The sequence below is a fragment of the Prescottella equi genome (assembly GCF_020171745.1).
GTDB classification, from domain to species: Bacteria; Actinomycetota; Actinomycetes; order Mycobacteriales; family Mycobacteriaceae; genus Prescottella; species Prescottella equi_A.
The window spans coordinates 346,783-358,343 of record NZ_JAIVAH010000004.1 but is presented as its reverse complement, the minus strand read 5'-3'; the positions used below and the strand labels follow the sequence as shown (position 1 = coordinate 358,343).

At 68.2% G+C, this 11,561-nt stretch carries 15 protein-coding genes and 1 riboswitch; of the genes, 6 read left to right on the top strand and 9 right to left on the bottom strand.

Annotated features, from left to right (window positions below):
* The 5 genes from LCL87_RS03075 to LCL87_RS03055 form a co-directional block, all read right to left on the bottom strand.
* Window positions 1-165 (bottom strand): hypothetical protein, encoded by a 165-nt coding sequence (locus tag LCL87_RS03075; protein WP_225016527.1) that lies wholly within the window; start codon window positions 163-165, stop codon window positions 1-3.
* A 1-nt stretch (window position 166) separates the two neighbouring features.
* Entirely contained in the window at window positions 167-379 is a 213-nt protein-coding gene (locus tag LCL87_RS03070) for a hypothetical protein (RefSeq protein WP_225016526.1), read from the bottom strand.
* Between the two features lie 11 nt (window positions 380-390).
* The gene (locus tag LCL87_RS03065; RefSeq protein ID WP_225016715.1) at window positions 391-615 is read right to left on the bottom strand and encodes a hypothetical protein; all 225 of its coding nucleotides are present in this window, start codon (window positions 613-615) and stop codon (window positions 391-393) included.
* A 45-nt stretch (window positions 616-660) separates the two neighbouring features.
* The gene (locus tag LCL87_RS03060) at window positions 661-1,998 is read right to left on the bottom strand and encodes a putative Ig domain-containing protein (RefSeq protein WP_225016525.1); all 1,338 of its coding nucleotides are present in this window, start codon (window positions 1,996-1,998) and stop codon (window positions 661-663) included.
* 230 nt (window positions 1,999-2,228) lie between these two features.
* On the bottom strand, window positions 2,229-4,529 hold the full coding sequence (locus LCL87_RS03055) for a helicase-associated domain-containing protein (protein ID WP_225016524.1): 2,301 nt from the start codon (window positions 4,527-4,529) through the stop codon (window positions 2,229-2,231).
* Window positions 4,530-4,589: 60 nt separating this feature from the next.
* Here LCL87_RS03055 and LCL87_RS03050 point away from each other — a divergent pair, with 60 nt between their 5' ends.
* Window positions 4,590-4,778, top strand: coding sequence for a hypothetical protein (locus LCL87_RS03050; protein WP_031937314.1), 189 nt, complete (start codon window positions 4,590-4,592; stop codon window positions 4,776-4,778).
* 69 nt (window positions 4,779-4,847) lie between these two features.
* On the opposite strand, the gene LCL87_RS03045 is transcribed toward LCL87_RS03050, so the two are convergent.
* From LCL87_RS03045 to LCL87_RS03035, 3 genes are all read right to left on the bottom strand, one after another.
* Complete coding sequence (locus LCL87_RS03045) at window positions 4,848-5,477, bottom strand: resuscitation-promoting factor Rpf1 domain-containing protein (RefSeq protein WP_225016523.1); 630 nt, start codon at window positions 5,475-5,477, stop codon at window positions 4,848-4,850.
* 7 nt (window positions 5,478-5,484) lie between these two features.
* A riboswitch (cyclic di-AMP (ydaO/yuaA leader) is annotated at window positions 5,485-5,657 on the bottom strand.
* Between the two features lie 330 nt (window positions 5,658-5,987).
* Window positions 5,988-6,392 (bottom strand): YccF domain-containing protein, encoded by a 405-nt coding sequence (locus LCL87_RS03040; protein WP_225016522.1) that lies wholly within the window; start codon window positions 6,390-6,392, stop codon window positions 5,988-5,990.
* An 11-nt stretch (window positions 6,393-6,403) separates the two neighbouring features.
* Entirely contained in the window at window positions 6,404-6,643 is a 240-nt protein-coding gene (locus LCL87_RS03035; RefSeq protein WP_225016521.1) for a hypothetical protein, read from the bottom strand.
* 115 nt (window positions 6,644-6,758) lie between these two features.
* On the opposite strand from LCL87_RS03035, the gene LCL87_RS03030 reads away from it, so the two are divergent.
* On the top strand, window positions 6,759-7,388 hold the full coding sequence (locus tag LCL87_RS03030) for a hypothetical protein (protein ID WP_225016520.1): 630 nt from the start codon (window positions 6,759-6,761) through the stop codon (window positions 7,386-7,388).
* A gap of 311 nt (window positions 7,389-7,699) precedes the next feature.
* Here the strand turns inward: LCL87_RS03030 and LCL87_RS03025 are convergent, their stop codons facing one another.
* Window positions 7,700-8,293: an alternate-type signal peptide domain-containing protein gene (locus tag LCL87_RS03025; protein ID WP_225016519.1), complete on the bottom strand. Its 594-nt coding sequence runs from the start codon at window positions 8,291-8,293 to the stop codon at window positions 7,700-7,702.
* A gap of 859 nt (window positions 8,294-9,152) precedes the next feature.
* Between LCL87_RS03025 and LCL87_RS03020 the strand changes: the two genes are divergently transcribed.
* The 4 genes from LCL87_RS03020 to LCL87_RS03005 are packed head-to-tail and all read left to right on the top strand — an operon-like array spanning window position 9,153 to window position 11,560.
* A complete protein-coding gene (locus LCL87_RS03020) occupies window positions 9,153-9,680 on the top strand; it encodes an alternate-type signal peptide domain-containing protein (protein ID WP_225016516.1) in 528 nt (175 codons plus the stop codon).
* Between the two features lie 9 nt (window positions 9,681-9,689).
* A complete protein-coding gene (locus tag LCL87_RS03015; RefSeq protein ID WP_225016514.1) occupies window positions 9,690-10,238 on the top strand; it encodes a hypothetical protein in 549 nt (182 codons plus the stop codon).
* Window positions 10,235-10,927 (top strand): signal peptidase I, encoded by a 693-nt coding sequence (locus LCL87_RS03010; protein WP_225016512.1) that lies wholly within the window; start codon window positions 10,235-10,237, stop codon window positions 10,925-10,927. The genes LCL87_RS03015 and LCL87_RS03010 overlap by 4 nt, the downstream gene beginning before the upstream one ends.
* Before the next feature lie 45 nt (window positions 10,928-10,972).
* A complete protein-coding gene (locus tag LCL87_RS03005; protein WP_225016510.1) occupies window positions 10,973-11,560 on the top strand; it encodes a SipW-dependent-type signal peptide-containing protein in 588 nt (195 codons plus the stop codon).
* The last annotated feature ends 1 nt before the right edge of the window (window position 11,561 follow it).

The window sequence follows — 11,561 nt, the reverse complement described above, 5'->3', positions numbered from 1 at the left end:
TCAGCGTTCGGCGGTGAGCGTTTTTCTTGTCTCCATCACCTGCACCAGCGCCTCGGAAATTCCGGCGCGATATCCGGCGTCCCGTTCGGAGCGGACTTCGGTGGTGTCGAGTTCGTTTTCCAGTCGCGTCTGAATTCTGTCCAGGGCGAGCAGGGTCCGCTTCACGTCAGGATCCTCTTTTTTCGGCGTCGGCAAATTTGTGAAAACCAGAATTTTGTGCACGTTCGTCGAGGACGAACAATTTCGCCGACGCGATCGCGGACCGGAAGCCGGTCGGGCGGGGTTGCCCGGGGGCGTCGTCGCCCAGCAGCAGGTCCAGTTTCCGGTGCAGGTGGTCCAGGACGTCCGGCGCGTCGGGCGCCGGGGCCTCGCGGGTCATGGCGAGATCCGTCAGTGGCGCTTCCGCTTTTTGATCAACTCACCGGCATCAGCGGCGCGCTCGCGCTTTTCCGCCCGCTTTTCCTTGATGGACTGTCCGGACTTTTTCAGACTCTTACCGGGTTTTCGGTCTGCCATTGTCGCTCCTGAATTCGAAGTGGCAATCACTTGACCGAGACCATAGCCGTTTTCCAGGAAAAAGCCAGTCGTGCAGTTCGGGGCTCTACGAGTGGTCATGTGGGCGGCGTGGCCCGCATGACCACTCGTAGCGGAGTCGACGGGTCAGGAGGTCCAATTCAGGGAACCGAGGCTCCCGATCGATCCCGTGGCGCTCGGCTCCGGGTCGGTGACCTGAAGGACGACCGACAGGTCCGCGGGGTCACCGATGCCGTTGGACACGGTCACGGTGAAGCCGAACTGCCCGGCGGCGGTGGGCGTGCCCGACAGGATCCCGTCCGAGGACAGCGTCAGCCCGTCGGGCAACTCGCCGGCGGATACGGCCGCGGTGGGGGCGGGGGTGCCGGTGACGGTGAACACGTGGGTGTAGGGCCGGCCGGTGACGGCGGCCGGGGCGGTGCCGGTGATCGAAGGGGCCTGCCCCGGCGGCGTCACGAGGGCGAGTGAATGGGAGGCGCCGGCGGCGACGGCGGCGTAGGACTGCCACGCGGGCAACGTCGGCACGTCGATCTGCCCGTCGCCGTTGTATCCCCAGGCGACGATCTGCCCGGCGGAGGTCAGCGCCAGCGAGTGGTAGTAGCCGGCGGCGATCGCGGTGTAGGTCTGCCCGGACGGCGGCGGCAGCGCGTCGGTCTGGCCGTCGCTGTTCGATCCCCAGGCGACGACCTGTCCGGCGGAGGTCAGCGCCAGCGAGTGACCACGGCCCGCGGCGACGGCGGTGTACGTCTGCCCGGTCGGCAGCGCGGGCACATCGAGCTTCTCGTAGTCGCTGTCGCCCCAGCCGACGATCTGTCCGGCGGAGGTCAGCGCCAGCGCATGGTGTTCACCGCCGGCGACGGCGGTGAATGTCTGTCCCGCAGGCGGTTCGGGGACGTCGGCCTGCCCGAAGCCGTTGGATCCCCACGCGACGATCTGCCCGGCGGAGGTCAGCGCCAGCGAATAGTTGAAGCCGGCGGAGACCGCGGTGTAGGTCTGCCCGGCAGGCGCCGCAGGGACCTCGGTCTGCCCGTCCCGGTTGTCGCCCCAGGCGACGACCCGTCCGGCCGAAGTCAGTGCGAGCGAATGGGCTTCACCGGCCGAGACGGCGGTGTAGGTCTGGCCGGTGGGCGGGACCGGAACCTGGCTCTGTCCGTACCGGTCGGCACCCCAGGCGACGATCTGCCCGTCGGAGGTCAGCGCCAGCGAATGGTGGGTGCCCGCGGCGACAGCGGTGTAGGACTGTCCGGCGGGCGGTGCCGGCACGGCGGTCTGGCCGTAGCCGTCGGATCCCCAGGCGGCCACCTCTCCGCCGGGCGGGACCGGGACGCCGACGGGTGCCGCGGCCGCGGTCGCGGCACCCGACAGGACGATCCCCGCCGCAGCGAGTGCCGCGAGGGCGGTGTGGAATCGGCCGGTCCGACGGCGCGTGTCGCGCCGTGAGCCGGGCGGGTGGAACAGAACCATGTGCGAATTTCCTTCCGGGACTGGACCGCCTCGACACGTCGTCGGACAGCCCCGGCACGGAATCGCCGCGGAAGCCCCGACTCCCTGGGCTCGGCGGCGGCACCGACCCCGGGCACTTCACTGCGGAACACTAGCGACCGAAACGGGTGGTTCAGCTCAAATGTCGCAGAGCGGCGTGAGCGTGTCCGAGCACGGATACCGGCACCAATGCCGTTGGAGGCGAGCCCTGTTCAGTCTGCGAACGCGACGGACGTGATCCGGTGCAGGGTGAACCGGCGCACCTCGCCGGACGCCTGATCGAGTGCGTCCAGTTGTCCGCCGCCCACGCTGACGGGCTGCACGATCCGGTGCGACGCGACGCCCTGCGCATCGACGTAGCCGATGGTGACCGACCGCCGCACCTGCGCGGCGGTCTGCAGCAGCGTCATGGTCGCGGCCGTGGAGGCGCGGGTGCCGTCGCTGCGCAGCCCCAGCCCGGACGACGCCGCCGCCTTGTCGCCGGAGCGCAGCGACCGCACCAGCGCCGCGAGCTGTTCGTCGGTGGGCACCGCCGGGACACGCGTGCGCGCGGCCCGGGCGGCGGACACGCGGGCCCCGCGCGGGCGCAGGTCGACGATCGCGCCGCTCGAGTCCTCTCCGGCCGGCGCGAACCCGGCGCCGCGCAGTTCGGTGAGCACCTCCTTGAGCGGTGCCTGCGAGATCACGACGGTGGGGGCGAGCGCGCGCAGTGCCAGGTGCTCGGCCACCGGCGAGGACAGCACCTCGGCGAGCAGCGCCGGGTCCTCGCAGCGGATGAACGACGCGGCGACCCCGGCCCGGAGGCGGCCGTGCCGGCGGGCGACGTCGTCGATCAGGTAGGTCAGCGACTGCGGTACCGGGGTCTTGGAGCGGGTCGCGAACAGCGTCTGCAGCTCGGACGCGGTGAGTCCGGCGTCGAGCGCGCGTCGGATGCTGGCCTCGCTGATCCGGTACATCGTCGCGGCGCCGGCCGACTCGATGTCGGCGACGAGCGTGATCTGCTCGAGCAGTTCCGGGATCAGCGGCCCGGGGGCGACCACGGTGAGGTCGGCCTGCACCAGCACGTAGTCGATGGGCTCGGGCAGGGCCGCGTCCATCTCGGCCTCCGGGTCGCCGCCGTGCAGCAGCGCCTTGCCGGGGGAGCTGAGCGCGCCGTGCGCCACCAGTCCGAGCGTGCGGGCCTCGCCGAGCGTGCGTTCGACGACGTGCGGGCCCAGCCGCCCGGCCCAGCGGGGGCGCCGCCAGGCGAGCAGGCGGGCGGCCTCGGTCGCGGAGACCTCCTTGCCGCCGGTCTCGGCGAGCAGCTCGAGCAGCAGCCGGCGTTCGTGCGCGGCGCCGGGCGCGCGCACCTCCTCCGAGAGCGCCGAGATCGGCTTGTCGGTGGCGTCGCGGCTGCCGATGATCCAGGGCCGCCGCGGCAGCGTCAGCCACGCGCCGGCGACGGTGGCCCAGCGGCGGGCGGTGCCGGCGGTGAGCCAGCCGTCGACGGCGACGGTGGGCGCCCAGTAGTCGTCGACGTCGGTGAGCGGCGCCGGATCGGGGATGCCGCGCGCGATCAGGCCGGCCGCGGCGAGCAGTTCGAGCAGCAGGCCGACGCGGGCCTCGTCGACGCCGGTGGCCTTGGACAGCCGGCGCACCTCGCGCACGCCCACCCCGCCGGCCTTGAGGGCCGGTGCGGGGGCGTCGCCGAGCGCGGCGACGAGGTCCTCGCAGTGCCGGACGAGCTCGAGGGCCTCACCGGCCGCGGCGGCGTTGACGTCGGCGGGCTTGCGTTTGCGGCCGGACAGCGGCGGCGGGGTGGGGGAGGACGGGTCGAACACGGCCTCGCCGCGCAGCACCTGGCCCACCCCGGACGGCAGCTCCACGGTCTCGGCGTCGATCCAGCGCAGTAGTCCGCGGGACAGCAGCCGCTGCACGGGCCGGTCCGGGGACGTGCCGGGCGCGGCGTCGCGGGTGCGTCCGATCGGCGACGACCGGGCCAGCGTGGTCAGCAGGTCGCGCTCGTTCGGTTCGCTGGCGTCGAGCGCGGCGCGGATCTCGTCCTCGCTCAGCTCGTCGGGTTCGGCGTTGATCCGGCCCACCCGCCACGGGATCGCCTCCACCGCGGCGCGCACGATGCGCAGGTGCTCGTCGTCGCCCCACACCAGCGCCAGCGCGCGCAGCCGGGTCAGCGCCCGGTCCAGCGTGCGCTGCGGTACCCGGCCCGCCAGCGCCTCGTCGACGTGCTGCCGGGCCACCGGCATCTGGTCGGCCTGCTCGAGCGCAAGGATCTCGAGGATCGTGAACTCGAGGGAATCGAGCAGGTCGGCGGCCCGCATGACCGACGCGCGCTGCTCGGCGCGGGCGGCGAGGACGGCGGAGGTGGCGGGCGGGGGCACCGCGAGGTCGGGACGCAGCCGCAGCAGCTCGGTGAGCGCCGCATCCTTGCGGTCGCCCAACCAGCTGGTCAGGGTCGGTGTCGGTGCGGTCGACGCGGTCTGGGCGGCGCCCTCGGTGCCTGGCGTGGGGGTCATCGAGTATGAGATTAGTGACCTGGGCTGTACCGCGCTTCGCACTCCTGTCAAAATGGGCGCGTGGCTAACAATTCGAAGAAGCGCTATGTCGATCCAGGGTGGCCGGAAACTGCGGATGGAGATCACGCGGTTACCGAGTTGTCTTCCAGCCGTGCAGGCAACCTCTCGCCGTTCGGCGAGGAGACGGAGTTCCCCCTTCCGGTGGATTCTCTGCCCTACGTGCACCCGCACACCGTGATCAACCGCTGACGCGCACACACAACGAAACGGGCCCCTCGCCGATGGCGAGGGGCCCGTTTGCTGTTCCGGGTGGGGCGATCAGCTCTGCGACTGGTTCGCGACACCGGCGATGTTCTGCATGGCCGCCTGGTTGAAGTCGAACGACTTCGCCGCGTCGTAGGCGTTGAGCACGTCCTGGTGGATGACGATGCCGTTGTCCTCGGCGGCGTCGATCAGCGCGTCGATACCGGCGAACGCGGCCTGCACGGCCGACGGTGCGGCCGGAGCCGGGGCGGCGGCGACGGGGGCCGGGGCGACCGGGGCCGGCGCGGGGGTGGCCGGGACGCTGCGCTGCGACGGCGCGCTGCTCAGGCCGAGCTTGGAGGAGCAGGACGGCCAGGCGCCCCAGCCCTGCGACGCGAGCACACGCTCGGCGACGACGATCTGCTGCTCACGGGTGGCCTTGTCCGCGGTGGAGGCGAACTGGCCGCCGCCGTGGCCGGTCCAGGTGCTGGGCGAGAACTGCAGCCCGCCCTGGTAGCCGTTGCCGGTGTTGATGCCCCAGTTGCCGCTGGCCTCGCACTGCGCCAGGCGATCCCAGTCGGAATCGGGGGCCGCGTTGGCGGTGCCGGCGAAGGCAACGCCGCCCACGCCCATGATGGCGCCGGTGACGGCGACCTTGGCGACGGTACGGCCGGTGGTAGTCGGCTTGCGATGGCGTCCGCTCATGTCGGTCGTTTCCTCTCCGCACGCGCCTGCGAGGTCAGCTGTCGGGTTCGGACTGAGAGGTCGCCCGGCCTCGCCACTCCTGGTTGGAGCGGGTCTGGCTTCACCCCCAGGGAGATTGCTCTCCCGATGCCTGCGGGGTAGTCCCTCGTTCGGGACTTGTTTCCCCGGAGGACCTTGGGTCCCCCGTCCCCGTCCATGGATGGTTCGTGGGTGCTTCCGGGCCCACTGGACGGGGTTTGGCGCGGCGGGCCCGGTGTGGCCGAGGTTGCGGCCGAAAACGACGGTACGAGAATCCGCCGCCGAACGTCACTGGTTGATAACGCGGCGCGTCTTGTGTTGTTCGCGTGCGGGATTCGACTAAGACGGCTTATCCCCAGCTAGTCGCGCCGGGGTTCGGATGGTCACGGGTCGACACCGCTCCGTTATCGACGCGTAATGTGATCGAGATCACAGGTATACAGGGTGGTCTGTCTCAGAATCCGGAACGGATCCGGAACGGTTCGGGGCGGATCAGGCGGGGGACCACTGCGCCTGATCGCGGGACCCGACGTCGACGATCTCCTTGCCGAGCGGCATCAGCGAGATCGGGATCATCTTGAGGTTCGCGATCGCCAACGGGATGCCGATGATCGTGATGGCCATCGCGATGGCGGACACGATGTGGCCGATCGCGAGCCAGATGCCCGCGAGGATCAGCCAGATGACGTTGCCGATGAGCGAGCCCACGCCCGCGGTCGGCTTGTCGACGACGGTCTTGCCGAACGGCCACAGCGCGTAGACGCCGATGCGGAACGCCGCGATACCGAATGGGATCGTGATGATGAGGATGCACATGACGACGCCGGCCAGGAAGTAGCCCAGCGCCAGCCACAGGCCGCCGAAGATCAGCCAGATGATGTTCAGCAGGATCCTCATGGTCGTTCCTTTCAGTGACTCCGGCGGCCGGAGCGGAGGGCGTATGCGATGGCGAGCACGAAGCCGAGCGGGCACGCCAGCGTCATGAAGTAGAGAACCAGACCGGGGTCGCCCTCGGAGAGCGAGTGGACGAAGAAGATGGCGACGATGGCCGCGATACCGATCAGGAAGCTGACGACTGCCGCATAAAACAGTCCCTTGCCGGGCTCGGTGGAGGCGCCGGCGGTGTTGCGGTTCGATTCTTTCGTCACAACACCACGGTAGGCCACTCGTGGCGGGGCGGTGCACGCCAGTTCGACTCGCGTGACGCATCCAATATCGCCGAATTGGACGCTTGGCCAGGTTTGCTGCTCTAGGCTCCGCGAAATGACCGCTATCACCCGTGTGTCCGGGGCGCTGTCGCTGCCGGGCAAGCTCCTGGGCGCCTTGCTGCTTGCGCTGTTCCTCTCGGCCCTCGCCGTGATCGCCGTGCCGTCCGTCGCGCGCGCCGACGAGCCCGCGACGGTCGAGTACTCGTCCGACAACGGCGCCACGTGGGGCGGCACCGAGAAGATCTCGTGGAACAACGGCCTGCTGGTGCCCGGCGAGGAGCTGAAGACCACCTTCCAGGTGCGCAACGCCTCCGGTGTCGCGGGCTGGGTCGGTTTCGCGGTGGGCAAGTACACGGTGTCGCCCGGGATGATCGCCAGCGTGCGGGTGGACGTCGACGGGAACGCCGGAACGTCGGTGACGCTGACCGACGGTGGCGCCGTGGCGCCGGGTGCGGAGGTCCGCTCGGTCCATCTCGAGCCCGGTGCCACTGCGAACATCGACCTCGTCGTCGGCATGCCGGCCGACGCCAACAACGGCACCCAGAACGGTCATGCCAACCCGATGTGGGCCGTCGGCTTCACCCCTGAAGAACTGCCCGATCCGGGCTGTGTCCCGAGCGGTTCCTTGGGCTCGCTGTCCTGCCTCTTCGCCGGCGCAGGTAGCTCGGGCAGCCTCGCGTCTTAATTTCGTCCTACCGACCCTGAACGGGCGGTTGTTCGGCACGGCCCTCGGCCGATAGCCGGACAACCGCCCGTTCGCCATTTTCGGGTCGGCTAGGCAGGTTCGGTGTCTCGGCAAGGCGGATATGACGCAGCGCCGGTTCATGGGGGGTGATGAACCGGCGCTGCGTGGCGTGCGACAGGGGCGCGCACGCGGCCCATTCCCGCGCAACGTCGTTCACCCGACTCCGGTGCCGGATCGGGAGGGCGCGGGAATGAGAATTGAGGCCACCGGCTGGGAGGGGGTCCGCCGGTGGCCTCGAGTCTGTTCGGGAACTAGGAGATGACCTGCTCGAGTCGGACGCGGAAGTCCGCGAAGTTCGCCGAGTCGGCCTGTCCGACAATGCCGGAGGTCTGCGGATCGAACGTGAACTTGGCTGCCACGTCGACGATCGCGTTGTTCTGGGTGGGGGTGACGACGATGCCCGTGGGCCCGCCGGGGACGACGTTGCCGCCGATGGTCGCGGTCACCTGGGGCTGCAGCTTGCCCTTGAGCTGGCCGCCGCCGGTGAAAGTGATGTCGTCGACGGTGAGCTTCGCCTTCAGGTCGGTCCCGGAGAGGTTGATCCGGTAGCTGCCCTTGTATGTGAGGACGTCACCGGGAACGATGCGGAAAGTCGAAATGTTGATCGGGCCGTTCTGATCGCTCCACGTGGGTGCGGTGACCTGTGTGATCGAGAGCGAGCCCGACCCGTTGCCGCCTCCACCGATCGTCGTCGGGGGTGCCGTCGTAGTGGGTCCGGCCGGCGTGGTGGTGGTTGCGCCACCGGCACTTCCGCTGCCGAGGCTGCCGGTCGGATCGCACGCGGAGGTCAACAGCGCGGCGCTGATCGCAACACCGGCAGCCAGGGCCTTCTTGTATGTCTGCATCGGTTCTCTCAGTTGTCTCGGTTCAGGCACTCGCCGCTGATTCGATTGGATCGGTCGGGTTCTCGGTGAGAGTCTCGCCCGCCTGCTGGCGCTTGCGTCACCTGTCGAGCTCCCCCTCTGGTACCGACAAACATTGCGGACCGCACCGCAGGACGATGGCGGCCGAATGTTGTCGATGAAGTCCTACACGTTGGGTCATGCTTGGCGCGCGCTGCGGTCGCTGTGTAGGCGCGCTTGGCCGACCGCTGTCCGAACCCTCCGGTTCTTGCGCAGCTATTTCTAGCACCCGAGCGGCTCATCTGTAACAAGAACTGGTCAATCGTCCATATTCGGATGAACCCTTCGGCTCGGAGCTGGCTGTTGGGGTCGGTGGTGGCGAATTGATCTCGGCGCGTGGCTGTTCAGCTTCGCCGGCACGATCGGCGTTGAACGAAGGTGGCGCGGTGTGGCATTGCTGGGTCCGGCGGCAGGGTGGGCGTCGGGTGGATGGCAGTCGTGTCGCTAAAGTGGCGACCGTCCGGTTGAAGAATTAACGGAGATTTGGCCAATCCTTGGACAGGGGTGCAGTTGGTGCCATATCTTCCTTCCTGAACGGACGTCCGACTCGTCGGTTGGTGTCGGGGTGCCGTGGAAATGCGGGATCCACCAGTTCTGCTCGCGGCGTTGTCCATGCCCATGGCCTGGTCAGGCGGAGTGTGGGGTGGGTGCCGAAGTTCGACACTCGGTTAACGCAGGGGGTGTGCCTCTGCGCGCCAAAACGGCTGTGCGAAACAAACAGTCGGCTACGAACAGCCACACTGTGGCGGTGCGACAACCTGACACGCGGCGGGGCGGTGTCTCGACAGAAAGAACGTGCGACATGAACAAGAAGACCAAGGGCGCAATCGCGGCCGGTGCTGCCGCCGTGCTCCTTGCTGGTGGTGCGGGCACGATGGCGGCGTGGACGGCTTCCGAGTCCGTGACTGGAGCCGACATCAAGTCCGGCCACCTGACCGTCACGCAGAAGTCCGGAACGACTGCGGGATGGGAGTGGAGCACCCCGGGTAAGACCGGCACCTTCGATCCCGCGACGCAGACTCTCGTCCCCGGCGACTCCGTGACCTACACGGGGACCTACGTTCTCGGTATTGAGGGTACGAACCTTACGGCCAATCTCACTGTCGGTACTTTGAGCGGCGGCGCGCTGCCCTCTGGCCTTACTTTCAGCACCGACGGTTCCGCAGGGAACCTGACTGGTCTCGACGAGGAAGACGATGGCACCGAGGTCACCGTCACCGGAACGCTCACTTTCGCTGGGACCGAGACCGGTTCGATGAACAAGACGATTGACATCAGCGATGTTGCGGTCACCCTGAAGCAGACGGCTCCGGCGGCTGCTACTCCGTAAAGGAACCCTGTGAAGTCTCACTACAAGTGGGCGCTCGCGGCGGCGTCGGTCCTGGCTCTGGGGTTCGCCTCAGTGCAGGCGACCGGCGCCGCCTGGAGTGATTCCAAGACAACTGCGCCCACCACGATTCACACCGGCAGACTAGATATCTCGGCCGGCCAGATCAACGACAAGGCGTTCGATCTGTCCGACTTCAAGCTGCAGGACAAGCAGCCTGGCGAGAGCGTCTCGAAGCCCCTTGAGGTGTTCAACACCGGCAACGTGCAGATGGGCTACAAGTTGCAGTCGGTGGTTGTCACGCCATCGCCGACAAAGACTGCACCCCCGATCGACCTGAAGATCGTCAAGGTCGCGTCGGCGGCTGCGTGCAGTTCGGGAACTCTCACGGGTACCACGCTTTACGAGACCGGAGCCATGAGCGGCGCCACGACACCACAGAGACAGGTGGCGTCGGGTGCGTCCGAGGTACTCTGCCTGCGGGCCACGCTGGGTTCGACTGCGACCAGCGGCCAGAGCGCCACCGCCAAGTTCACGTTCGGAGCGGTAGTAGATCGATGACGTCCGTCGAAGCAGCCGATCCCACTTCAGACGGCGCCCGCCATGCTCTCGAGAAGGTGGCGTCCGGAGATTCGGACGCGACCTCGGTGTGGTGGTGGGTGCGCAACATCGTCTCGTGGGTGTTGTTGCTGGCGGTGGGGGCCGTGCTGCTGGCGATGGTGGTCGTACCGCGACTGTCGGGGGCAACCCCCTACACGGTGCTCACCGGTTCGATGGAGCCCGGCCTGCCGCCAGGCACGCTGGTGGTCGTAAAGCCGACTCCGGCAGCGGACTTGAGCGCCGGCGATGTCATCACATTCCAGCCGTACTCGGGGAACCCGGCGGTGGTCACCCATCGCGTCGAAGGGATCTACTACGACGCGCAGAGCCAGATGCGGATCTACACCAAGGGCGACGCCAACAATGTTGCTGACGATTGGGTGCTTGTGCCGGAACAGGTTCGCGGCCGCGTCTGGTACTCGGTGCCGCAACTGGGGCGGGTGAACTCACTGCTGAGCGGCAAGTCCCGCTCGGTGCTTGTCACGGTCGTCGGGGTGGCGCTGGCGGGCTATGCACTCTGGATGTTCGGCGGCTCGTTCAGAGACCGGAATAGCCGCCCCGCGGGCAGCGGCGACAGCAGTAGCGGCAACGGCGGTCCGGCGGACGGTCCCGCGGACCCGGGCCTGACATCAACCACAGAAACGAAATAGGGCAGCACAATGTCTCGACAGCAGGACCAACGGAGGGGAGCGCGGATGAGTCTGCGGATGGGGAAGTCCGCGTGGACTCGCACGCGCGCGGTGCTGTCCCTAGGCATGGTTTTCGGCCTCGGCGCGGTCGGCACGATGGCGGCATGGTCGAGCAGTGCGACCGCGACGACTGGCGTTTTCAGCGTTGGTTCCATCCCGATCGAGATGAAGGTGAACGATGATCGTCCCAATGCAGCGTTCACCACGCTTGCTGCAACGGGACTGATGCCCCTGGAGACGACGGCGGCAACCCTCGTCGTAAAGAACACCGGGCCAGGCAGTTTCACATACACCGCCAAGGCCTCAGCGACGGGCGACGCGGGTATGGCCGGGTTCCTCACGCTGACCGCTTTCAGTGGTGCAACCGTGGCCGGAACGGGCAACGCGAAGACCTGCTCGAACGGTTCGAACATCGGCTCGACCACCCTGGCCGTCGGTACCTCGAAGCCGCTGATCACGACCGCGCGTGCGCTCGGCGGAAGCGCACCATCGGAAACGCTGTGCTTCCAGATCCAACTTTCCGGTGGAGTCACCAAGGCCACCAACGGTAAGTCGGCCACCGCCATCATCGAGTTCAACGCGATCGGTACGTAGT